The organism is Rhizobium azibense, from assembly GCF_004342325.1.
GTDB lineage: Bacteria > Pseudomonadota > Alphaproteobacteria > Rhizobiales > Rhizobiaceae > Rhizobium > Rhizobium etli_B.
This window is the reverse complement of the sequence record NZ_SMBJ01000009.1, coordinates 141,368-163,118: the sequence shown is the minus strand read 5'-3', so window position 1 is coordinate 163,118 and position 21,751 is coordinate 141,368. Positions and strand designations below refer to the sequence as shown.

Sequence of the window (21,751 nt, the reverse complement as noted above, 5' to 3'; positions counted from 1 at the left end):
ACGGACGCCGCCTGTCTTTTCCAATCCTGGGAGGGATCGTTTAGTTGGAGACCTGAGCCTCGATAGCCTTCGGCGCGCTTACAGGCTCTGCGGAAATCGCGATCTTGCGCGGCTTCATGGCTTCGGGGATGCTGCGAAGAAGGTCGATATGAAGCAGGCCGTTCTTCAGCGAAGCGGCGGTCACCTCGACGTGATCGGCAAGCTGGAAGCGGCGCTCGAAGGCGCGCTTGGCGATGCCGCGATAGAGGAACTCGCTGCCCTGCGCGTTCTCTTCGCTCTTCAGGCCCTTGACGGTCAGCGCGTGGGCCTGAGCCTCGATGGAGATTTCGCTTTCATCGAAACCGGCAACGGCCATGGTGACGCGGTAGGTGTTCTCACCGGTGCGCTCGATGTTGTAGGGTGGATAGGTATTGCCCTGATCCGGCTGAGCCAGGCTGTCGAGCATGGTGAAGAGACGGTCGAAACCGACGGTCGAACGATAAAGTGGAGAAAAGTCTACGTGACGCATGATGTCCTCCTGAAGGAAGCGACGTGTTGCGATAATTGCCCCTGAAACCCCTTATTCGGCAGCTTCGGGACGGTTCAGCGGACCCGTTTGGCACCCGCAGAATTCAGATGGTGATCGGCTTTCCTCAGTTCAAGACCTTTTGGAAGCCTGGTGAACGGGGCATGAACGCGAGGTTTTGCGTGCGTTCAGCAGCACGTCTGTAAAACTAGTCATTGTCGGGTAATCAAACTGGCCCGATGGCTGAAGTGCATCGTCCCTTCTTCTTCAGTCCGATTTACGGCCGGCGCCGGGCAGATCTCAAATCGCCCCGCCGGTCTCTTTTTATTCGCTCCGCGCTTAACTGTTGATTTTCCGTCCCCGTGCATTATCCCCTAGACCGAAAGCGGCATCGAAAGCAGCGGCTCATGGACAGCGTCCTTATTTCGACACCTGACAATCCGGTCCCGGACAGCCGTACCGAAGGCTATTTCGAGACACATGACGGCTTGAAGCTGCGCTATGCGGTGTTCCGCTCCGATGCCTCGGTTGCAAAAGGCACGGTCGTCATCCTGCAGGGACGCAACGAATGCATCGAGAAATATTTCGAGACGATCGGCGACCTGACGGCGAAGGGCTTCTGGGTTGCGATTTTCGATCTTCGTGGCCAGGGCGGTTCGCCACGGCTCATCAAGAAGCGCCAGCATGGCCATGTGAGGCGCTTTTCCGATTACGAGCGAGACCTCGACAGCTTTCTGGAAAAGGTCGTGCTGCCCGACACCCGCCTGCCCTTCTACCTGCTCGGTCACTCGACCGGTGGCCTGATTGCGCTTTCGGCCGCTCCCTATCTTGCAACACGCATTGAACGCATGGTGCTTTCGGCGCCCTTCATCGGCCTGATCGGCCAGGCAGCGTCTGCCACGACCATCCGCCGCCTGGCCGCCACGGCCTGCTCGCTCGGACTTGGCTCGCTGCCATTGAGCCGCAAGCTACGGGAGCTTCCGTTCCAGGACAATCCGCTGACATCGGACGCGGTGCGTTACGAGCGCAACCTCGCCATGATGAGGGAGCATCCGGAACTGATGCTCGGCCCCCCGACCGCGCGCTGGGTCCATGAATCGTTCAAGGCGATCGACAAGGTTCTGATGCCGAGCCACCTCTTTTCGATTACCATCCCGACGATCGTCATTGCCCCGACCCGCGACGGCGTCGTGCCCTATATCGCGCAGGAACGGCTTTCGCGATATTTCCGCGCAGCCCAGCTCGTGCCCATCAATGGCGCACGGCACGAGATTTTTCAGGAGCGCGACGCCTACCGCGCCGCAGCACTTGCCGCGTTCCACGCATTCATTCCCGGCAGCGATGCCGAGGCCGCTGAAGAGGTCGAAGGATTCGGCGTCTGAGGCGGATGGCGACTAGCGCTGCAGGATCGCAAGCGCCTGGTCGTAAACCGCGCGGCTGCCGGCGGCGATGATCGAGCCACCGTTTTCCGGCCTCCCGCCGTCCCAGGTCGTGATGATGCCGCCTGCATTTTCGATCACCGGAATGATCCCGCCGACATCGTAGGGCTTGAGGCCGTTTTCGATCACGAGATCGACGTGGCCGGCCGCCAGAAGTGCGTAGGCATAGCAATCCGTGCCATAGCGGAAGAGCCGGACCTGGCGTTCGATCTCGCGATATTTCTCCATTTCCAAGCCGGTGAAGAGATGCGGCGAGGTGGTGAAGAGGATCGCGTTCGAAAGCGTTTCGCAATCACGTGTCTTCAAGCGCCGTTCACCCTCCGGTCCGGAATAGATCGAGCCGTTCTCATCCGCGAAATAGCGTTCGCCGGTAAAAGGCTGCTCGATCATGCCCATGATCGCCCGCCCGTTCTTCTGTAGCCCGATCAGCGTTCCCCATACCGGCACGCCGGAAATGAAGGCCCGCGTGCCGTCGATAGGATCGATGATCCAGACATAATCACGGTCCAGGCCAATATCGCCGTGTTCCTCGCCCAGAATGCCATGACTGGGAAAATGCTCTTCGATCAGCTTGCGAATTGCCGCTTCCGCTGCCCGATCGCCCTCGGTCACGGGATCGAAGCCACTCGAAAGCTTGTTCGTCACATCGAGGCCAGATCGGAATCGCGGCAGTGTCTCGGCCTTGGCGGCTTCCGCCAGGCAATTGAAGAACGAGCGGTCAGGGAGCATGGATGATCCGTTTTCTAGGCTTGTGGCCGCATTTTCTTAGCTGAATTGGGCTCGAATGCAAATATACAAGGCATCCTCTCGATTTATGCCTAAAGATTTTGCATCGCAAAATAATGATTGACAATTGTGCAACGCAGCAGTAGCGTCTTCATACAGTCTTCTGACTGTAAATACCCTCCTTGGGTGTTTCCTCCCTAGACTTAGCCGCGCTGAACAGCGCGGTTCTTTTTTGAGCGACTGTCCGCAAGCTCATTCGGCAGCAAGTGCCGTATCGGTTGCGAACTGCTCCACGTAACTGGCCATCTGCCGCATGAAGCCGGTGACGGCGTTGACGATCAGCGGAAAGTCCGTGTGCTTTTCCAGCGTCACTTCGTCCACGTAGATTGCCCGGTTGACCTCGATCTGCAGGGCGTGCAGCCCGCGGGCTGGCCGGCCGTAATGCTCGGTGATGAAGCCGCCGGCATAAGGCTTGTTGCGGATGGCGGTGAAACCCATCTCCTCGAGAATACTGATCGCCGTACGCGAAAGTTCGGCCGATGCGCTGGTCCCGTACCGGTCGCCGATGATGAAGTCGGGCCGCGAATTGCTGCCTGCAACGCGGACATTGCCTGGCATCGAATGGCAATCGATCAGCACGCCGAAACCGAACTGCACGTGGGTGCGGGCGATCAAGCGGCGCAGCGCGGCGTGGTAGGGTTTGTAGATGCTCTCGACCCGATCGAGCCCTTCCTGCACCGGCAGCCGCCGGGCATAGATTTCCATATTCTCGGCCACGATGCGCGGGATCGTGCCGAGCCCGCCTGCCACGCGCAGCGAATTGATGTTTGCATAAGGCGGCAACAGGCCGTCGAACATGCGCGGATCGAGCTCATAGGGTTCGCGGTTTACATCCAGATAGGCGCGCGGGAAGTTGGCGAGAAGCAGAGGAGCGCCAAGCAGGCTGGCGGCGTAAAAGAGCTCGTCGACATAGTGATCCTCCGACCGGCGGATGGAAATGCCTTCGAGCCGCGACTGGGCGATAAATTCCGGTGGATAAATACGGCCGCTGTGGGGAGAATTGTAAACGAAGGGAATGGTCTGCGACACGGGCTCACGGATCTCAAAAAGCTCGTATTCGCGAATTTCCGGCACCTTTTTCCCTCTTAACCATGTCACAGGACGGCTGCTTCGCCCATGTTGCCAGTTGCCTCAGCGCAAGTCCATACTATGTAGCGGGGATGACGGCCCAAGGTAGGCAATTCACCGGTTGTTTACCGGCCAAAGTCTAGTGTAAATAGCTGGCACCTCCCACTAAAAAACCTATTCACCAATCGGTCTGGATAATGACTCAGAAGATACTGCTCGCCGAAGACGACAACGACATGCGCCGCTTCCTCGTAAAGGCGCTCGAAAAGGCCGGTTACAAGGTTCTGTCCTACGATAACGGCGCAAGCGCCTATGACAGGCTGCGGGAAGAGCCCTTCTCCCTGCTCCTGACCGATATCGTCATGCCTGAAATGGATGGCATCGAACTCGCACGCCGTGCCACCGAGCTCGACCCGGACCTCAAGGTCATGTTCATCACCGGTTTTGCAGCCGTTGCACTGAACCCCGATTCGAAGGCGCCGAAGGATGCAAAGGTGCTTTCCAAGCCCTTCCATCTTCGCGATCTGGTCGACGAAGTGAACAAAATGCTTGCCGCATAAGGCTTGCGGGTGGCGGGTCACAAAACTTCAAAAAAGCCTATTGACGGCTCCCAAGGTTTTGTGATCTATGCGCCGCCATCGGATGGGCGTGTAGCTCAGCGGGAGAGCACTACGTTGACATCGTAGGGGTCACAAGTTCGATCCTTGTCACGCCCACCATCCTTTTCAAGGGCTTAGCGGGAAACCGCCGAGCCCTTCTTGGTTTCTGGTGCCAAATGGTGCCAAGTTCGGTGATGAAAGGTTGCCACGTTTGGCATCCGATAACCTAGAAATGCACTTTCATCAGGACTGTAGCGGACTTCCGTTTGAAACCCGTTTTACCAGCACCACTGCCCGCTCTCGGTAAACTCGGGCACCGAGCCTCGGATGATTGGGCCATCTCGACTGCCTCAGCAGCTCCGGGCGCGAAAAAAATCTGATTTAGTCGCACACGGTGTCGGCGTAGAGCAGATAACCTGTTGCGCTATACGCCATAACATTCTGATCGAAACAGAACCTTTTCGGGGCGAGGCGAACGAGATATCGCCTGTTGCACTTTGCCGGGATGTCCAGCTTGAAGTCACGTGGCACTATCGACGGGGTTGGGTCGGTGAACCTGGAGTGTCCAGCGTAGGAGACATTTTTGATCAGCATTGTATCATCAGAGGCCTCGACATTCTCATTGAGGACAGTGATCTTATTGCCGTCTGTTTCATTCAGATAGGGGTAGTCGCTCGGAGATGGAGGCTCCCGCGTCAGAGGGATTGCGGCCGTCCTGACTGCGACGTTGAACCGGACATCATCCCTCTCTGGAACGCCGCCGTAGCCGTTGAGATATTTCCAGCGCAATCGTACCCTATGGTCCCTTTCGGTTTTGCCTGACGACGGCGGAATTACCTCGATCGACAGATCCGTCGGTGCGGAGCCGTCCTCTTGCGGGCCTGATCCCGGCGCAGGGCAGGCCGTGTAAAGCGGTCGATAACCGCATTCGGCCTCGCCGGCATCCCAAAGACAATTGCTTAGTTTTTGCCAGTCTGCAGCGCTAATCGGCGGCTGCAACGCGGACAAGTCGTTTCCCCTACCCGGCACCATCCAGGGATGGATCTTGCCGGCGCCGGACCGGAGCGCCCAGTCCGTGCGCCGGTTGTCGATCCGTGCGATCTTCTTTTTTTCTTCTTGCAGCTCCATGACTTTGTCCCATGTCGGCTTGGCGATCCATGGTTCCCGACCCACTGCATCGGCGGCAAACCGCTGGCCTGTGATCTGTGTCGTCAAAGTATGGCAGGCCGTACAGCTTCCCGTCGGATCTCGGACCGTTTTGGCGCGGGCGAGGTCGGCGCCGTGGACCGCGGTGTAGCTGGAGCCGATGACGCGAAATGGCATCTGTTCGGTACGCGGCCTTTCGGGCAGGTAGCCGCCCAGACTGAACGCTATTGCTCGCAAATCCTGCTCGCCGTCGAAATAACCCACACGCGCCTGCGCGGCATGTGGATTGATCACATAGGGGCTCTTGTTGTCGTGACAGATATGGCATTGAATTTGAAAGGTCGGATCGTATAGCGCCTCGGCGGACGCTCTTCCCGAACTATCGGAGTAAGAATGCCCTCCCGGAGGAACGAATGATCGGGACCAATCAAACTCGCTTCGGTCTTTGCGCCCGTCAAAAAATATAATCTCGCCGGTAATGCGGTTAAATCCGACCGTGCCTAGAAGGGCGAAGCGGGGATTGGAAGCCTGCCAATAGGGATTTGAGCTCACCATCAGATTCGACGTCGACTTGCGACACAATGTTAGCCATTCCACGTTGCCTTTGACCACACGCTTCAGGCGCGAGCCCGGAGCGCAATAGGCGACGTTTCCGGCCAGCGAAGGCTTGTCGCATTTCTCAATCCCGCTGGTCCACGCGATGACGTTGCCCGAAGCGTCGCGATGCTCGAATTCCAATGGGTGATTGGGCCTGGTGAAGTTGGGCTTCAACTCGACAATGTTGCCGTCGACCTCGATCGGCATTGTCTGAGCGTCATTCGCGCAATCCGCATCCGGAATTGGTCCAAACACAGCGCGTGCCTCGTCGCCGAATTTGGTGACGGTGCTGTTGGTTGCTGAAGCCGGTGCCCAGAGGATATCGCCGTCAAGGCGAAGAACCGCTTCAGCGAACGCCTCAGCCTCAAGTGAAGAGGAGGCGAGATTGACACGCAGAACATCGTTCTTGCTCTGGCTCTTCTTCGAAAGAACTATTTCCCTGCAGGCTTCAAATATCCGAAGCTGCTGCACATAGCGCTCATAAACTTTGTCTTGAGGAAGAACCTTCACGGCAGAGCCCGGAGGGGGCACGGGCGCGATGCAACCTGTCAGGGCGTCACACCTGCCGCCCTGTTCACAAGTTTGTCCGCCACCGCTCTGTAGCGCGGTAGTCGCCATTCGTGAGCCGAAACGGTAAATCTCCGTTGGTCCGGATCCAAAGGGTGAAAACCAATATGAACCGCTGGCCGAAACAACTGCCGCAATAACCCCGATGATAGATGCAAAGCCTCTTGCAGCCATGCAGCAAGACCCTCTCCAGCACCTCGTTTTCGGACCAAAGCCGGTCAACGAGCTCTTGCTTGAACTCCTGGCGTGTCCGTGATCAGTGTCAGCTTCGAGAAGCGCCAAAGACCGTCATCGTCTTTTACGAAGGTTTCTTGCATGACCGCCGTATAATCCAGCTCGGGAACTTCCCTATCTGGCCACTGAAGCGTCACCAGGAGCGTGGTCTTTCCGTTGACACTTCCATCTTTGTTTTGGTGCAGCAGCGTATTGCTCTCAAAGTGTCGCGCCTGCCTTGACCCCAGATCGCTCAGAATATCCGCGATATATTCTTGCAACTCGGGCGTCACAGTCGTTCTGATAAGCTGAAGGGCTCCGCCGCCGGAGCATGCCTCATATTGTGCGTCACTGGTGAACAATTGTGCGAATGCGGCGGCGTTCTTGTCATCCAGAGCCCAATTATAGCTGTGAATCAGATCCATTATTGCCTGCCTGTCGGCCGTCGAAGGATTGACGATATTGGCGCGTGGCGGCAGCCAGTTTGGATTGACGTTATCGACGCAGCTTGCCGCCATCGCCGTTCCGCCGAACATGACGCCAAACCCCAATAGAAGCGTGAATATTTTTGGCGTGCTCTTCATCCACCTCGCATAATGTCTCACCATCATAACCTCCTTTGGTGTTAACCTTGGGCAATTGGCTTGTTGAGAAGCGATCATTTGATCAATGATCCGAGCGGGAACCCTTCCGCGCGGCCTCCACCCCTGCAAGCAATTTGCCTTGTTCTTCAATGAGTATGCTAAGCCTATGCAAAAGCGTTCTATCCTCGCCGCGGACGTCAGGCTTGGAGATGGTGTCGGCGACAAGCTTCAAATATTCGGCGATCAACTTCTCCTGCGCGCCGACGTTTTCGATGTACCCTGGACTGGGAACGACGGCTGGCTGAGCGCCCGGCGCCACAACATACGTCATTCCGCCGAGGATCCTTTCCTCCTTCATGTCCGACGCCTGGTAGAGCTGAACGATGTTTATCGAGGCCGATGGCTGTCCATGGGACATGATCGAGATTTCGACGGGCAGGCTCTCCTTGGCGCCCAATTCAATGCGCTTGCCCATCTCGACTCCGCTGGACTCGACATTCCAATCCTTGGGTCGCCAGGCGACCAGCCGGGTGTTGATCGGGTAATCGAAGGGATTTGAAACAATGAGCTGAGACCTCAATCCACTCGAATTGCCGGAATCGACAAGGTGCAGGTTTTTTTGCGTCACGTTGTTGTCGCTTGGAGTGATCAAGTCCGGCACCTGGGGACCGACCGAGACCGTGGAGACCGGATCGTCGGGTGCCGTGACAACTAAGAACAGGCAGAAGTGATCCGGATTGTTCACGGACGCATTGTAGACGGGAGCGGCAAAATCGAACGGCAGCACAATGGAATTGTCATTGCTGTTGCCGGCCACGGAAGCACCGGAATAGGGCAGCGACGGTATCGTTTGAGCCGGCAAGGGATGCCAGATCGAAACATCGGTCGAGTTTGCGGGAAAAGCTGGCCAGAAGTCGGCGGGTAGAGCGGGGAGACCAGCTCCCGCAAAGGCCCAGTGCAACTTTACCTGAACATCGGTTGCAGTTTGCGTTCCGCGATTATGGATGCGGACATATACGCGATTGAGCGTGTTCGAAAGCGGGTTCTCGTCGATGAACGCGTCGAATTCTGTCGAGGATATCGGCTGTGTTGCGCTATAGGGGGGTGCATCGACTTTGATATCGACGCTTTGCCAATGGGGTATAAATCCACGGGTTTGCTCAAATGTGACATTTGATGGCTGCTCCGTGTTACCCCAATCCAAGCTGTTGTCGCGCACGTAGACATCCACTCCTCCGCGCCCGGAAATGTCCCGTCCAGCCACCGTCCGTGCCGCCTCAAAGGCGTTGACCCTGCCGAAACCGTGGGTCGGTAAGCCACCGACCGGAGTCGAAGAACCCGTCTGCTCCGAATAGGCTCCGCTGGAAGGAGATATTTTGTCGGCGGTATCCTGAAGAAGTCTTTGAACCTGCAACCGGGTCAACGAATTGTCATGCGACAGGAGCAGACCTGCAATACCGGCAACGACAGGGGCGGCGAAAGACGTGCCGCCGAAACAAAAAGTGTAGTCCCGGTTTGAAGGTGGCGGAGGCGCCGGTTCGGCGGATGCGCAGGGCGAAACAGGCGATCGATTGTTGTAACCGATGTCTCCGATCCTGTCCGTCGTTACCGCATCCAACGTGCCGCCATGCGTCGGAGCGAGTAGATCCATGCACGTGCCGAAGCCGGCCGGTAGCCTTTGGTCTTGATTGGTTGCACTGCTGACGGCGATCACGTTGGCAAGCGATGAAAGGTCGGGAGTGCCGTCGCAATTGTCCTCGACGGTATCGGTCATGGCAACGACAACAATTATGCCTTTGCTGACGCCGTTCTGGACACGACCGGTTGTCGCGGCGCTGTTGATCGAGTTGACGACATTTGTAGGAAGCACGACGCCGGAAGCATATCCCCAAGACAGTGAGATAATGTCGGCACCTATTGTCTTTGCATAGTCGATTGCGAGGCTTTCAGCGTAGTCCGTACCGTCAAGAGCTCTGATCGGCAGGAAGCTGCAACGCGGGCATGTCCCGACCACGCCAATGCTGTTGTTTTTACGCGCCAAGGCCACGCCCGCAACGGCTGTTCCATGCAATTGGTCCAGCCGTGGGCGAACATCGTTATCCCCGCAGGAAACCGGCGTAATACAGGGTGTAAAATCCCAGCCGTGAAGATCGTCGATGAAACCGTTACCGTCGTCATCCACATTTGGGCTGCCTATCTGCTCGGCATGGTTGGTCCACAGGCCGGCGGCGAGATCCGGATGATTCGCTTCAAGCCCATCATCGATAATTGCAATCACGATATTGGGATTGCCCGATCCCATCGGTCCGAGCGACCACGCGCCATCAGCATCGATGTCGGCGTCGGGTGTGCCCATCGCCTGACCGGTGTTGTTCAGGTGCCATTGATCTGAATAAAAGGGATCATTCGGGGCTGGCGGTGCCTGGCGCTTTTCAATCGGCCGGTAGAAGTTCGGATGCGCGAATTTTATGCCCGAAAGGCGGTTCAGTGCGTTGGAAACCTCAAGGGTATTCTTCGCGCTATCGGGCAATAGCCTGATCACAAACTGCCGCTTGTCGAACGGATTGTTGCCCAGGATTTCGCAATGATATTGTTCGGCAATCTTCTGGATGAGACCGACGTCAGCGTCGTCGGCGATCTGCACGACGATCTTGTCGGTCAATACATAGGGTAAATCGGAATTGCCGATTCTAACCAGGATGCCCGAATCCACGACCAGGTCGGGCCACGACTTCATCAGGTCTCGAGCAGCAGCATTGAGGCTCTTTGCATCCTTGGCATCGGGCACTTCGACCTCGACGATAGCGTCGGAAAGGGTCGGAATACGCCGACCGCCGAGGCTATCGAGCGTTTTCCGGTAGCGCTCAGCGTCAGCCATCGCCGTATCGGAGAGGATCAATGCGATGCGGTCCGGCACGATGTGCGCTGGATATGTCTCGTCGTCCTGGATGAAGACCGTCTCATTTTCAGCAGCGCTGGCAAAGGAAGATGGATTCAGGAGCAGAAGTGCAACTGCGGTAACAGTCAAGATTGTCGTGAAAATACCCTTCATGACTATCCCTCCGTCGTCGGACCAGCTTTCTGGCGTCGGGAGCGTCGTCCGATGCGCAACCTTGCGCCCAAAACAACCAAGACTCAACCTCACCGATTGGGCTTAACCAGAAGTAGTTACCCTCAGTGTTTGAACCGTGTTCCGGGGTATTTCTCGACGTTTCGCCGACAATTTGATGCCGGATCCAGGCCCAACGCATTCGATACCATCGCACGCGAAATGTGCCGATCACGGCAGGTGCATTGCCGACTTCGCGGTGCAATTCCGGCAATTCGGCTGCTTAAGCCTCTAGAGCATGCCACGGCTGACGAACGCGGGCGCGAACATTGCGCTGACCGACAGAGCCTTGGACCTGCTTGGATGATTGTCGTCGACAAACGCCGGAATTCCGTAGTCCTGGACAGGGCAGGTTTCCTCATTGCAAAAGAAGGGCGTGGCATCGATCAGCGTCACCTTCGCAAAGTCAGGCCTCGAAAACAGCCGCCTGACGATTTTCTGCCGCTCCTCGAATACTTCCCTCGACACGCCCGAAGGCAGCGGCTGGCCGAGCCGATGCCGGACCAGAACGGTCTGCGGCACGTATATCGACTGCTCCGGAACGAAACCGACAACGATGATACGCTTGCGGTCGAGGTGAGCGAACTGATCTGAAAGAGCCGCGGCAAGGCGGGAAAGTTTGGCTTCATCGTCGGGATGCTTCATCGACGGCGGCACAAGGATGGGAGCGCCATAGCGATAGCCGCTGGCGATGTTTGCCCAGCGCGCGACGATGATGACGGTATGAATGGTTTTCTCTTCTTTCAGAAGTTGTTCGGCTTCCACCAGAAACCGTTGGCAGCTGGTGGAATCGCTTCTCGACCGGATGATCGGTCTGCAGCCTTCTTTCGTCAGGATCATGACACTCTGGTGTGCCTGCTTGGCAGCCGCGACCACACCCGGGGCGAGCGCGTCTGCGATGCTGTCGCCCATCAGCGCCACGCCGGGCACCTTGTCGGCGCCGAGAATGCATGGAGTGCCAGCCCTCAGCCGTTCCAGCGAAGGGGCGTCACATGCACGACGGTCGGGATTGGTATCTCGCGCACCCGACGCCATGCGACGTTCGATGTCGGAAAACCGCTCGGGCATGCCGTCCAGTCGTTCCGTGACCACCCACAAGCCGATGCAGGTCGCAACGGTCGCTGCGACCAACTTTGCGGCAGTAGAAAAGCCGATGTCGGATCGCCGCGCGGGATTTTCGATGAACCGCCAGGCGGCGTAGCTGACAGCAAACGTAAGAGGCAACAGGGAGAGCCCTTCACCGGCCGTGAGTGCTTGTCCTTTTACGATTCTTCCAAAGTAGAGAACGGGCCAATGCCATAGATAGAGCGAATAGGACAGTTTTCCGATGAAGGCGAGCGGCCTGGAAGCCAGGACCGTTGAGACGAAACTTGGCCCGGAGCGGGCCGAATGCAGGATCATGGCAGCTCCGAGACAGGGAAGCAGTGCCGTCTCGCCGGGGAATGTCGTTTTCTCTCCATAGAAGAGAACAGGAATTGCGATGAGAGCGAGCCCGGCGGCCGACGCTGTCTGACGCCTGCCGTCGTCACGAATGGCGCCGAAGGTTCCCGTCGCCAGCAGGCTTCCGACGAGGAGCTCCCAGAAGCGGCCGAACGGTAGGTAATAGGCGGCCGTCGGCCAATGCCGGACCATGACGACAGAGATTGCGAAGGAGACGACCATCGGGAGGATGACGATCCGCTGCCATGACCAGTTGGTTCGGGAGCGGGCGACGAAGAAATAGAGCGGCAGGAACAGATAGAACTGTTCTTCGACACCGAGAGACCAAGTGTGAAGCATCGGTCGCCAGGCGGTGCCCTCGTCGAAATATCCCGCCGCCTTGGCGAAACTGAAATTGGAGATCGACAGGCTGGCCTCGCCGATGCTCCGCATCAGCCGCTCGAAGGCTGGAGGCGTGAGAATTGCTGCACCGACCAAGGCTGTTACAAACATCATCGCGAAAAGAGCAGGCAAGATCCGCTTTGCTCGGCGAAGGTAGAAATCGGCCGCGGAGAACGTCTGTTGCTTCATCTCGCCGATGATGATCGTCGTGATCAGATATCCCGAGATGACGAAGAAGACATCAACGCCGACGAAGCCGCCCGGCAGGAAGGAAACGGCTGAATGAAAAAGGATCACCGATAGGACGGCGATGGCTCTGAGGCCGTCAATTTCTGCGCGGTATTTCATCGGTCAATCCTGCAAACTCATCCGACATAACTGAAAAGTCGTCGCATTTCCTCGTGCCAGGCAGCTGAAAATTGGGGAAAAGACGGCGGAGAGTTTTCTTATGTCCGGCCATTGCGTCAGCAAAAAGAATGCGACGCAGTCGTCGCGCCAGCGTGCGCAAGGACATTTCAGCGTTTGATCGTGCTCCTCGACAATAGTGGGCCTTCACGCGCTGTGCGTCCAGTCACCATGGGGTGCTATGGGCTCACCAACCCATGGGACCTGGGTAATGTTCCACTTCCAGGTATTTTCCGAAAAGTCGTGACGGCACCCAGCTGGATGCGGACTCGCTGTCGAAGGCCAGATGGTCGTGGCGTCTGTCGCCAGGCAACACCTGTTCGGACGCTGAACGAAGAAGGGCGATATCTCTTGCTATCTTCCTCGAAATTTGCCGGGAGGTTTGGTCGGAGCAGGCTGAAGCCTGCGCAACCTTGTTGTTGGTGCGCCGTAAAGAGCCGCCGATACATGCGCGTTTGCAGATGCCGGCCAACGATCAAGGCTATGGATTGCTCCAAAGACCTTCCTTGACATCGTAAGGCGCACAGGTTCGACCCTTGTCGCGCACCATTCGATCCTCTTGAAATACAAGGGGACTTCACCAAACGGCCGATTGAAGAGTTCTCTTCAAGGACGTGAGAAGGCTTGCCTTACGGCGCAAAACTGCGCCCTTGCCCAACACGGCTCACACAAGCCAGCCAAAAACCCATCAAATACTTTACTTCGTAAGCGTGGCGTCTTCAGATAGAGTTGATGCGGTTTGCAAGTTCGGCGTCTCAGGGATTGCTGCGATGAAAAACATCGTGAACGCATAAACTGAGAACAACGTCAGCACCGCGGTCAATCGAATCATTCAGTATCTCCTTATTCACACAGACAGCTTGACCCATATCGGGGTTTTCCAAAACCGTTTTCTGAACGGGAGATGAACAAAAACTTGTGACGGGGCATTTTAACGATATTTTTACAACACATTTTGAAGGTTTCTCGTCGTCCCGCGGGTGCTTATAAGCCGGAAGAAGCAGGGTTTGATGGTCGTGAAGGAGGTGCTGCTCCATTTGGACTAATCCTGTGAATATCGAGAATCCACGCCGACGGCCTGGACTTTAGCAAGGAGAAATGTTTGCCTAGGAAGGCTGGCTGAGGGGCCGGCGGTTGGGGGCACGCGATGAATATCGAAGAACTGCTCGACATGCAGGAGCGCGGAATACGCGACCGGATCCTCGGCTATTCCTTAAGCGACAATCCGATGTCGCGACCGGAACTGATGCCGATCCGCGATGCTTCGGAGCTTGAAGTCTGGTACGCCCGCTACGATGCATGGCGCTTCGGTTGGTCCGTCGAGGACGCCAGCCGGCGCCACTGAATTCTTGAACGGGCGAAGGCTCCGCGCAAGCAAGAGAGAAGATACAGAGGGCGGCCGTCGTCGTTGACGGTCACGCTTCCCAGAACGGGCCGCTATCCCTGCAGCGGCCCGTTTTCTTTGAGCGCGGCAAATTTCGGACACAGAAACATGCGACCCCCGTCCGGTAAACCAGCATGACAGGATTCCTGAACAGATGAGACTGACAGTGATTGCAGCTGCGGCGCTTTCTGCCGCGGCTTTCGCCTCCGGCGCCAATGCCGCCTCCCAGAATTTCCCGGGCAGCGGCGTTTCGACACTCGCAGGCAAATGCGCAAAGCTCGTCGTTGGCAATGTGGATGCGACGAAGGGCTGCAAGGGCGAACTCGCCAGCGTGGGACTGCCGAACGGCCAGGTGACCTTCATCTTCACCTCAGGCGGCAAGATGCTTGGCTTTCAGGGCGATGGCACCGCGATCAAACCGGCATCCAACGATAATGCCAGGATTCCGGTCAAGATGGTGACAACCGGCGTCGGCGAGAAGATGACGGGCCAGGTCAAGGTGGCAGGCACCTGCACATTCGGCAACCCTTACGGCGGCAAGCCGGTCGTGATCGAATGCTCCGCGCAAAGCAAGGATACGACCTTTACCGGCAGCTTCCGCACCAGCGGCAAGGCTCCGAAGCAAAAATAGACCTCAGGTGCACCACCCGCCGGCGGCGCCAGGCTTGCGGGCAAGACCCTCGGTAACCAGTTGAGTGCCCAAGGAGCGGCCGCCGCGCGAAATCACGTGTGGTGCACCGGTACTGGCGGGTTTGCCGGCAGCGTTCATGACGAAGGGTCCGGCATTCAGAAATTTGAGCAGCCTCGATTTTGCGGCAAAGCCGATCCTCCGCTCGCCTTCGCAACGCGCGGCGCCGACATCCGGCACGACCATATCCGCAACCAGGATCTTCTCGCCCTTGTACCAGAATATCCCACCGTCTCCGACGCAGTTCACATGTGCGCCCTGCCCGCAATAGCCGAAGGCGGCGCGGGCGCTTTGCGGGCCGGCGGTCGATCTCGCCGTTGAGGAGAGCTTCACAGGCTCCGCGGCAGGAACAGGAACGGCTTCGGGCGGCACGGCAAGCTGCGGCGGTGAAGCGGCTGCCTGCCTTGGCACACTCCTGGCGACGACCGCTTTCGGCGCATCTGCCTTGATTGCAGCGGTAATCGCGGCTTTATCGGGCGCCCGTGAGGCAAGAATCGGGCGCACGCTCTTCCAGTTGTCGTAAAGCGCGATACTGCCTACGGCAACGACACCGGCGAAGAGCCAGGGCAAGGCTCCACCATGGCCCCTGCCCTTCGATTTTGCGGATGATTTGCGGCGGCGGCCGCGAGCTGCAGTTCTTGCCATCTGGTCCTAATCCCGTGTTGGGGCGATTATCGCCTCCCAATCCTTTCCGAAAGGTTGGCATGGAGCCTCAACGTCGAAACGGACGAACAAAGAGCCGCAGAAGACGTTAGCCCCGCGAAGAAATGTTCACCCGAAGGAGCGCCTTCTCCATGGAAATGGTCTTTTCCGACATGTTCCCTGAATCCCGTATTCAATACCCGGTGATTTTTGCCCGGCTCATCGGCGCAATTATACTGGGCGGCATCATCGGCTTCGAACGCGAGGCGCAAAACCATGCGGCCGGTCTGCGGACCCATATTCTGGTGAGTCTGGCTGCAGCTCTTTTCGGCATCATTTCCATCGAGTCCGTGCATATGCCGGGCTTTGCCGACGATCAGCAGGTCCGCATCGACCCGTTGCGCGTCATCGAGGCCGTGACGGCGGGTGTCGCGTTTCTCGCCGCAGGCATGATCGTCTTTTCCAGAGGTAGGGTGATGGGTCTGACGACGGGAGCAGGCATGTGGCTGTCAGGTGCGATCGGCCTTGCCATGGGGTTCGGCTACTGGCCGGTCGCCTTCTTCGCGACGGCGGCAGCAGTCTGCGTCCTCTTTGCTCTTGGAAAAATGGAGGAGCGCCTGGAGCGAGATCCCGCAAAGCACCTGCCGCCGAAAGACGGTGCCAAACCATAAAAAACGCCCGGCATGCCGGGCGCGCATTATCGGCTATGAGAATGAGCCAGTCTTTGCTCTTGAACTGTCCTTGCCGCCAGGAGCGCCCGCCTCGCTATGAGCGTTATTCCCGAATTCGCGCTTGTGGAAGTCAATGCCGTTCTCGCAGGCCTGTTTGAGGGCCTGCCATTCGTTTTCATGTTTCAGATAAATGTCCTGCGGCACGAGATCAGTCGTCATGGAACCCTCACAGTTTCGTCCGGGCCTTAAATGCAAAAGCCCCGACGTCGGTTCCCGCGCCCGTCATAAAAATCTACGTACTCCGTTTGCCGCCTTTGGACGCTGCAAGGTCTGGACCGCCTTTTGAGAGATCGCCGCCTGTGACATGGGCCGGAACATGAATGTCGTCCATCGGCGTCTGCGGCAGCGTCAGATCGACATGGTGCGGCGGCAGCACCTGCACCTTCTGCATGCGGTTCGGCTTTGCCCGCTTCATGCGGTCTGTCGCATCCGCACGCTTGTCGGCGGGATGGTTCGACGTGTGCATTTCTTGGTCCCTCCTTATTTATCGCGTCGGCAATAAAGTTTCATTGCCTCAACCAGAGCTTAACGGGCGGGCAACTGCATGGTTCCACACAAAAGCTTCGGCGCAGACTGCAGCCTCCTTGACTGACGCCACAGGTTGACTACGTAGGAGCCTGATCCGCAGCCAAAACGATGCGCATGGTTGCCCCCCGTGCAAAAGCATCGGCTGCCGGACAAACACTGGTGCCGGGCCCCTCTGGCGAGAGTTTTTTCGGCGCTCTCGTGATGTCGGTACCGCCTGCAAATAGCCGGCGGATTTTCACTCGATGAAAAAGCTCACAATGCCTCACGCGCATATCCCTTGCGATGTGCCGCGTTCTTCCATCACATCATCCTTCAAAAGCAGTGTCCGCATCAACGAGGTGCGGCCATGAAGCAACCCATCAGCCATAAATCCACGCTCGGCTATTTCCGCTGGGCTTTCGTCATAACGGCCGTCGGACTGATGCTCGGCGCTTTGCTGGGCTGGCAGTCCACCGGCACGATCAGCGGCATGGCCACCATCTTCTTCATCTGCACGGTTCTGGCCGTGCTGGAGATTTCCCTGTCCTTCGACAACGCGATCGTAAACGCCAACAAGCTCAAGGAAATGACGCCTGCCTGGCAGCACCGGTTCCTCACTTGGGGCATTATCATTGCCGTCTTCGGCATGCGCATCGTCTTCCCGCTGGCAATCGTGGCGATTGCCGCAAGGATCGGCCCGATCGATGCCATCATCCTCGCCGCACGGCAACCGGCCGAATATGCGCGCATCATGAACGAAGCCCATCTGCCAATCGCAGCCTTCGGCGGGACCTTTCTTCTGATGGTCGGCCTTTCTTACTTCTTCGACCCTGAGAAGGATGTCCATTGGATCGTCTCCGTTGAAAAACTGATGTCGCGGGGTGCGACGGTCAAAGGCATCGAGATCGCCTTCGTCCTCGCATTGATCCTCACTTTTGCATCACTGATTGAAGGCCAGGAATCGACGACCTTCGTCTACAGCGCGATCTACGGTCTGCTCACATTTCTGGTGGTCGAAGTGATCGGCGCCCTGCTGGACGCCTCGCAAAAGGCCATGGCGGAAGCGGCACGCGGTGGCCTCGGCGCATTCATCTATCTTGAGGTTCTGGATGCAAGCTTCTCGTTCGACGGCGTCATTGGCGCGTTTGCGCTGACGCAGAACCTTTTCATTATCGCCATCGGTCTGGGCATCGGCGCGATGTATGTACGCTCGATGACGATCATGCTCGTCGAAAACGGGACGCTGACGCATTACCGCTACCTCGAACACGGCGCGTTTTATGCAATCCTGATCCTTGCGATCATCATGTACGTCCAGACCCTCTTCCACATTCCGGAAGTCGTCACCGGTCTCGGCGGTGCAGCGCTTATCGGTGTCTCGCTGTGGTCCTCGATCCGTCATAACAAGCGCAAGGAAGCCCGCGCGAAGGCGCAAGCAAAGGCACAGGCCGAAGTCCATTCACCTGCCCGCGAGCGGCTGGAGGCCTGACATCGTCAAAGCCGCAGCCTTTACAGGCGTTGCGGCCTGGCACAAAAAATAAAGCCCGCGACCAACCGGTTGCGGGCTGTTTCATGCGTGATTTATCAGCGGATTAACGGCCGATATGATCGAAGGCATCCGGCGCGATACCGAGAACCTTGAGGTCTCGGGGCTTCGGACGGCGACCCGCTTCGAATGCAGCGCTTACAGCATTTGCAGCGCCGATGACAGCGAAGGCACGGCTGAAGAAACCTTCCCGAATGGACTTGCTGTAGGAGGACATTGTCTTTCTCGCTTTGGCTTCATTATTGACGCCTCATATATGATGCGCTGCAGCATTCTCCACAAGTGACGGGATTTCAGGCCAGCCATGCAAAAACAGGCGGCCGGCCCATGTTTGGGCCGGCCGCAAGAAAGCGCCCGAGGAGTATTTTTCTTGCTCAGTCTTCGCTTGCAGCAAGTTGCGAAAGAACTTCGCCGCGGCCGCGTATTCTCAAGATCAACGGGATGATGAAGGCGGCAGCCGCAACGAGCAGCAACCCGGCTGCGATTGGCGAGGTGACAAGCGTCGTCACATCGCCCTGGCTGATGGCGAGCGCCCGGCGAAGCTGCTGTTCGGCAAGCGGGCCGAGAATCAAGCCGACGACCACCGGGGCGATCGGATAGCCAAAAAGCCGCATGATATAGCCAAGGACGCCGAAGGCGAGCAGCATGCCGAGCTCGAATACGGAGGGATTGGCGCCGATGGTACCAAGCGTGGCAAACAGCAGGATGCCGGCATAAAGCCAGGGCTTGGGGATCGTCAGCAGGCGGACCCAAAGCCCGATCAGCGGCAGGTTCAGAACCAGCAGCATGGCATTGGCGATGAGCAGGCTGGCAATCAGGCCCCAGACGAGCTGCGGATTGTTCGCAAACAGCAGCGGACCGGGTTGCAGGCCGTATTGCTGGAAGCCGGCGAGCATGATCGCCGCCGTCGCCGTCGTCGGCAGGCCGAGCGTCAGGAGCGGCACCAGCGTACCGGCTGCCGATGCGTTGTTGGCCGCCTCCGGACCCGCGACGCCTTCGATCGCACCGTGCCCGAATTCTTCCGGGTTCTTCGCCAGGCGTTTTTCGGTCGCGTAAGAAAGAAACGTGCCGATTTCAGCACCGCCAGCCGGCATTGCACCGATCGGGAAGCCGATCAGCGTACCACGCAGCCATGCCTTCCATGAGCGGCCCCAGTCCTGCGCCGTCATCCAAAGAGAACCCTTGACCGCTTCGACCTTGTCCTCGCCGCGATTGGCTTGAGCGGCGATATAAAGCGTCTCGCCGATCGCGAACATGGCAACGGCAAGCGTGGTCACTTCGATGCCGTCCAAAAGGTCCGGAATGCCGAAGGAAAGACGTGCCTGGCCGGTCTGTTGATCGATGCCGACCATCGCCAGCGCAAATCCGACGAAAAGCGACGTCAGCCCGCGAAGCGCCGAATCGCCGAAAGCCGACGAAACGGTCACGAAGGCGAGTACCATGAGGGCAAAATATTCACGCGGCCCGAAGATCAGCGCCAGTTTGACGATGTAGGGCGCGATGAAGGCAAGGCCGAGCGTAGCGATGAGGCCGGCGACGAACGAACCGATCGCCGCCGTGGCCAGCGCCGGACCGCCGCGACCTGCGCGCGCCATCTTGTTACCCTCGAGCGCCGTCACGATCGAGGCGCTTTCACCCGGCGTATTGAGCAGGATGGAGGTCGTCGAGCCGCCATACATGCCGCCGTAGTAGATACCGGCAAACATGATCAGTGAACCGGCAGGGTCGAGCTTGTAGGTGACAGGCAGAAGAAGGGCAACCGTCAGCGCCGGGCCGATACCCGGCAGAACGCCGACTGCAGTGCCAAGCGTGACGCCGACGAAGGCGTAAAGAAGGTTCATCGGCTGCATGGCGACCAGGATGCCCTGGAAGAGGAATTCGAAGGTGCTCATCGCATCCAATCCTAGAAGAAGAGTCTCTCGAACGGTCCGGCAGGCAGCGTGAGCTGCAACATCTGCGAGAAAATGATCCAGACGACGAAGCTGAAGACGATTCCCGTCGGGATCGAAAGCCAGAGCTTGCGACGTCCGAAACCGCGCGCGGTGAAGGCAAAGAGAATGCCTGTGGCAATCGAGAAGCCGGCCGTTTTCAGAAGCAGCATTTGCGCCGCAAGACCGGCAACAATCCAGATGACGGGAGCGACTTCCTGATGCTCGCGCTCGGGAAACTCATTGCGCAACGCCTCAAAGACGGTCCAGATGCCGAGGCCGATCAACCCGAACGCCACGACCTTTGGCGCGGTAGCCGGTCCGATGCGGGCATACTGGGCGATCGCTTTCATATGCGTGGCATCCCAAAGCATGACGGCGGCAAGGACGAAAAGACAGATGGCAATGATCAGCGCCGCCCAATCCGGGCGGCGCTTCGTTGCCAAGGGTGCGTTACCCCTGCTCATTTAACAAGCCCGATCTCTTTGAGGATGCCTTCGGTTGCCAAGACGTCCTTCTCGAGCTGCGCCTTGAAGGCATCGCCGGCGAGGTAGGTGTCGGCCCAGCCCTTCGTCTTCATGATTTCCTGCCAGCCTGCCGACTTGGAAAGCTTGTCGAAATCAGCGGTGATGGCAGCCGTCTGCTCAGGCGTCAGGCCGGGAGCGGCGGCGACCATCCGCCAGTTCTGAACGCTGACATCGACGCCGGATTCCTTCAGCGTCGGGGCATCGACGCCGTCAATGCGCTTATCGCTCGACACGGCAAGCAGGCGGAGCTGCCCGGCCTTCACCTGCGATTCGAACTCGCCATAGCCTGAGATGCCGGCCGTCACCTGTCCGCCCAAGATAGCGGCAAGTGCCTCACCACCGCCCGAGAAGGCGACATAGTTGATCTTCGTCGGATCGACGCCGGCGGCCTTCGCGATGAGACCGACGGCAATGTGGTCGGTGCCGCCGGCCGAGCCGCCGCCCCACGACACCGAACCCGGATCTGCCTTCAGCTTGGCAACGAGGTCACCCATGGTCTTGATGTCGGACGATGTCGGAACGACGATAGCTTCGTACTCGCCGGTCAGGCGAGCGATCGGGGTGACGTCCTTCAAGGTGACTGGCGACTGGTTGGTGAGAATCGCGCCGACCATGACATAGCCGCCAACGATCAGGGCATTCGGATTGCCGCTGTTCTGGCTGGCGAACTGCGCCAGACCGATGGTGCCTCCGGCGCCCGGGACGTTCTGAACCTGAACGTTGCCGGAAATGCCTTCCTTCTGCATGACGGTCTGCAGCGAGCGGGCCGTCTGATCCCAGCCGCCGCCGGGTGCGGCGGGCGCCATGATGGTGTAATCGGCCGAATAGGCCGGCAGCGCGATAGCGGCTGCGAAAAGCGTAGCAAGGAAAGTATGCTTCACGATGTGTCCTCCGTGATCGCGGTGAGCGCCGCGTTTGTTCTCAAGGGAATCGGGAAGCGTTGCCGGGCTGCGGACATC

The 21,751-nt window shown here is 58.2% G+C and carries 20 protein-coding genes and 1 tRNA gene; 8 read left to right on the top strand and 13 right to left on the bottom strand.

Features of this window, described 5'->3' with window-relative positions:
- Positions 1–40: 40 nt before the first annotated feature.
- The gene (locus tag EV130_RS22620) at positions 41–508 is read right to left on the bottom strand and encodes an Hsp20 family protein (protein ID WP_074062460.1); all 468 of its coding nucleotides are present in this window, start codon (positions 506–508) and stop codon (positions 41–43) included.
- A 404-nt stretch (positions 509–912) separates the two neighbouring features.
- Between EV130_RS22620 and EV130_RS22615 the strand changes: the two genes are divergently transcribed.
- The gene (locus tag EV130_RS22615; protein ID WP_074062461.1) at positions 913–1,887 is read left to right on the top strand and encodes an alpha/beta fold hydrolase; all 975 of its coding nucleotides are present in this window, start codon (positions 913–915) and stop codon (positions 1,885–1,887) included.
- 12 nt (positions 1,888–1,899) lie between these two features.
- Here the strand turns inward: EV130_RS22615 and hisN are convergent, their stop codons facing one another.
- Together hisN and EV130_RS22605 are read right to left on the bottom strand one after the other, a co-directional pair.
- A complete protein-coding gene (hisN, locus tag EV130_RS22610) occupies positions 1,900–2,673 on the bottom strand; it encodes a histidinol-phosphatase (protein ID WP_074062462.1) in 774 nt (257 codons plus the stop codon).
- 249 nt (positions 2,674–2,922) lie between these two features.
- A complete protein-coding gene (locus EV130_RS22605) occupies positions 2,923–3,804 on the bottom strand; it encodes an N-formylglutamate amidohydrolase (protein WP_074062463.1) in 882 nt (293 codons plus the stop codon).
- A 191-nt stretch (positions 3,805–3,995) separates the two neighbouring features.
- Here EV130_RS22605 and cpdR1 point away from each other — a divergent pair, with 191 nt between their 5' ends.
- Both cpdR1 and EV130_RS22595 read left to right on the top strand, forming a co-directional pair.
- Positions 3,996–4,358 carry a response regulator CpdR1 gene (gene cpdR1, locus EV130_RS22600; RefSeq protein ID WP_003542883.1) on the top strand — a complete coding sequence of 121 codons (363 nt, stop codon included), beginning with the start codon at positions 3,996–3,998 and terminating at the stop codon, positions 4,356–4,358.
- Between the two features lie 84 nt (positions 4,359–4,442).
- Positions 4,443–4,517 (top strand) — tRNA-Val (locus EV130_RS22595).
- Positions 4,518–4,778: 261 nt separating this feature from the next.
- Here EV130_RS22595 and EV130_RS22590 read toward each other — a convergent pair.
- The 4 genes from EV130_RS22590 to EV130_RS22575 all read right to left on the bottom strand — a co-directional run bounded on the left by EV130_RS22590 (position 4,779) and on the right by EV130_RS22575 (position 12,782).
- The gene (locus EV130_RS22590; protein WP_132661485.1) at positions 4,779–6,929 is read right to left on the bottom strand and encodes a hypothetical protein; all 2,151 of its coding nucleotides are present in this window, start codon (positions 6,927–6,929) and stop codon (positions 4,779–4,781) included.
- Positions 6,926–7,504 (bottom strand): nuclear transport factor 2 family protein, encoded by a 579-nt coding sequence (locus tag EV130_RS22585; protein ID WP_074062465.1) that lies wholly within the window; start codon positions 7,502–7,504, stop codon positions 6,926–6,928. The genes EV130_RS22590 and EV130_RS22585 overlap by 4 nt, the downstream gene beginning before the upstream one ends.
- Positions 7,505–7,586: 82 nt before the next feature.
- Positions 7,587–10,556 carry a S8 family serine peptidase gene (locus EV130_RS22580; protein WP_132661482.1) on the bottom strand — a complete coding sequence of 990 codons (2,970 nt, stop codon included), beginning with the start codon at positions 10,554–10,556 and terminating at the stop codon, positions 7,587–7,589.
- A 288-nt stretch (positions 10,557–10,844) separates the two neighbouring features.
- On the bottom strand, positions 10,845–12,782 hold the full coding sequence (locus EV130_RS22575) for an acyltransferase family protein (RefSeq protein ID WP_132661479.1): 1,938 nt from the start codon (positions 12,780–12,782) through the stop codon (positions 10,845–10,847).
- 1,204 nt (positions 12,783–13,986) lie between these two features.
- Between EV130_RS22575 and EV130_RS22570 the strand changes: the two genes are divergently transcribed.
- On the top strand, positions 13,987–14,184 hold the full coding sequence (locus EV130_RS22570; RefSeq protein WP_132552465.1) for a CrpP-related protein: 198 nt from the start codon (positions 13,987–13,989) through the stop codon (positions 14,182–14,184).
- 193 nt (positions 14,185–14,377) lie between these two features.
- Positions 14,378–14,854, top strand: coding sequence for a hypothetical protein (locus EV130_RS22565; protein WP_132661476.1), 477 nt, complete (start codon positions 14,378–14,380; stop codon positions 14,852–14,854).
- 3 nt (positions 14,855–14,857) lie between these two features.
- Here EV130_RS22565 and EV130_RS22560 read toward each other — a convergent pair whose 3' ends face one another.
- Positions 14,858–15,556 (bottom strand): hypothetical protein, encoded by a 699-nt coding sequence (locus EV130_RS22560; protein WP_132552466.1) that lies wholly within the window; start codon positions 15,554–15,556, stop codon positions 14,858–14,860.
- A gap of 149 nt (positions 15,557–15,705) precedes the next feature.
- Here EV130_RS22560 and EV130_RS22555 point away from each other — a divergent pair, with 149 nt between their 5' ends.
- A complete protein-coding gene (locus EV130_RS22555; protein WP_074062471.1) occupies positions 15,706–16,224 on the top strand; it encodes an MgtC/SapB family protein in 519 nt (172 codons plus the stop codon).
- 33 nt (positions 16,225–16,257) lie between these two features.
- Here EV130_RS22555 and EV130_RS22550 read toward each other — a convergent pair whose 3' ends face one another.
- Together EV130_RS22550 and EV130_RS22545 are read right to left on the bottom strand one after the other, a co-directional pair.
- On the bottom strand, positions 16,258–16,443 hold the full coding sequence (locus EV130_RS22550; RefSeq protein ID WP_074062472.1) for a hypothetical protein: 186 nt from the start codon (positions 16,441–16,443) through the stop codon (positions 16,258–16,260).
- Between the two features lie 73 nt (positions 16,444–16,516).
- Positions 16,517–16,750 carry a hypothetical protein gene (locus tag EV130_RS22545; protein WP_074062473.1) on the bottom strand — a complete coding sequence of 78 codons (234 nt, stop codon included), beginning with the start codon at positions 16,748–16,750 and terminating at the stop codon, positions 16,517–16,519.
- Between the two features lie 408 nt (positions 16,751–17,158).
- Between EV130_RS22545 and EV130_RS22540 the strand changes: the two genes are divergently transcribed.
- Entirely contained in the window at positions 17,159–18,280 is a 1,122-nt protein-coding gene (locus tag EV130_RS22540; RefSeq protein WP_074062474.1) for a DUF475 domain-containing protein, read from the top strand.
- 115 nt (positions 18,281–18,395) lie between these two features.
- A complete protein-coding gene (locus tag EV130_RS32660) occupies positions 18,396–18,623 on the top strand; it encodes a hypothetical protein (protein WP_165918556.1) in 228 nt (75 codons plus the stop codon).
- An 88-nt stretch (positions 18,624–18,711) separates the two neighbouring features.
- Here EV130_RS32660 and EV130_RS22535 read toward each other — a convergent pair whose 3' ends face one another.
- From EV130_RS22535 to EV130_RS22525, 3 genes are read right to left on the bottom strand one after another with little or no spacing between them, the layout of a single operon-like run.
- Positions 18,712–20,229, bottom strand: a complete 1,518-nt coding sequence (locus tag EV130_RS22535) for a tripartite tricarboxylate transporter permease (protein ID WP_074063323.1) — start codon at positions 20,227–20,229, stop codon at positions 18,712–18,714.
- 11 nt (positions 20,230–20,240) lie between these two features.
- Complete coding sequence (locus tag EV130_RS22530) at positions 20,241–20,732, bottom strand: tripartite tricarboxylate transporter TctB family protein (protein ID WP_074062475.1); 492 nt, start codon at positions 20,730–20,732, stop codon at positions 20,241–20,243.
- Entirely contained in the window at positions 20,729–21,673 is a 945-nt protein-coding gene (locus EV130_RS22525) for a Bug family tripartite tricarboxylate transporter substrate binding protein (RefSeq protein WP_132661473.1), read from the bottom strand. The genes EV130_RS22530 and EV130_RS22525 overlap by 4 nt, the downstream gene beginning before the upstream one ends.
- Between the last annotated feature and the right edge of the window lie 78 nt (positions 21,674–21,751).

Bases quoted from the DNA above. Each gene is read 5' to 3' on its own strand.
- EV130_RS22530 (WP_074062475.1), bottom strand. From the start codon at position 20,732: ATGAGCAGGGGTAACGCACCCTTGGCAACGAAGCGCCGCCCGGATTGG.
- EV130_RS22575 (WP_132661479.1), bottom strand. From the start codon at position 12,782: ATGAAATACCGCGCAGAAATTGACGGCCTCAGAGCCATCGCCGTCCTA.
- EV130_RS22580 (WP_132661482.1), bottom strand. From the start codon at position 10,556: ATGAAGGGTATTTTCACGACAATCTTGACTGTTACCGCAGTTGCACTT.
- cpdR1 (WP_003542883.1), top strand. From the start codon at position 3,996: ATGACTCAGAAGATACTGCTCGCCGAAGACGACAACGACATGCGCCGC.
- EV130_RS22615 (WP_074062461.1), top strand. From the start codon at position 913: ATGGACAGCGTCCTTATTTCGACACCTGACAATCCGGTCCCGGACAGC.
- hisN (WP_074062462.1), bottom strand. From the start codon at position 2,673: ATGCTCCCTGACCGCTCGTTCTTCAATTGCCTGGCGGAAGCCGCCAAG.
- EV130_RS22560 (WP_132552466.1), bottom strand. From the start codon at position 15,556: ATGGCAAGAACTGCAGCTCGCGGCCGCCGCCGCAAATCATCCGCAAAA.
- EV130_RS32660 (WP_165918556.1), top strand. From the start codon at position 18,396: ATGATCGAAGGCATCCGGCGCGATACCGAGAACCTTGAGGTCTCGGGG.
- EV130_RS22545 (WP_074062473.1), bottom strand. From the start codon at position 16,750: ATGCACACGTCGAACCATCCCGCCGACAAGCGTGCGGATGCGACAGAC.
- EV130_RS22540 (WP_074062474.1), top strand. From the start codon at position 17,159: ATGAAGCAACCCATCAGCCATAAATCCACGCTCGGCTATTTCCGCTGG.
- EV130_RS22620 (WP_074062460.1), bottom strand. From the start codon at position 508: ATGCGTCACGTAGACTTTTCTCCACTTTATCGTTCGACCGTCGGTTTC.
- EV130_RS22535 (WP_074063323.1), bottom strand. From the start codon at position 20,229: ATGAGCACCTTCGAATTCCTCTTCCAGGGCATCCTGGTCGCCATGCAG.
- EV130_RS22585 (WP_074062465.1), bottom strand. From the start codon at position 7,504: ATGAAGAGCACGCCAAAAATATTCACGCTTCTATTGGGGTTTGGCGTC.
- EV130_RS22550 (WP_074062472.1), bottom strand. From the start codon at position 16,443: ATGACGACTGATCTCGTGCCGCAGGACATTTATCTGAAACATGAAAAC.
- EV130_RS22565 (WP_132661476.1), top strand. From the start codon at position 14,378: ATGAGACTGACAGTGATTGCAGCTGCGGCGCTTTCTGCCGCGGCTTTC.
- EV130_RS22570 (WP_132552465.1), top strand. From the start codon at position 13,987: ATGAATATCGAAGAACTGCTCGACATGCAGGAGCGCGGAATACGCGAC.
- EV130_RS22555 (WP_074062471.1), top strand. From the start codon at position 15,706: ATGGAAATGGTCTTTTCCGACATGTTCCCTGAATCCCGTATTCAATAC.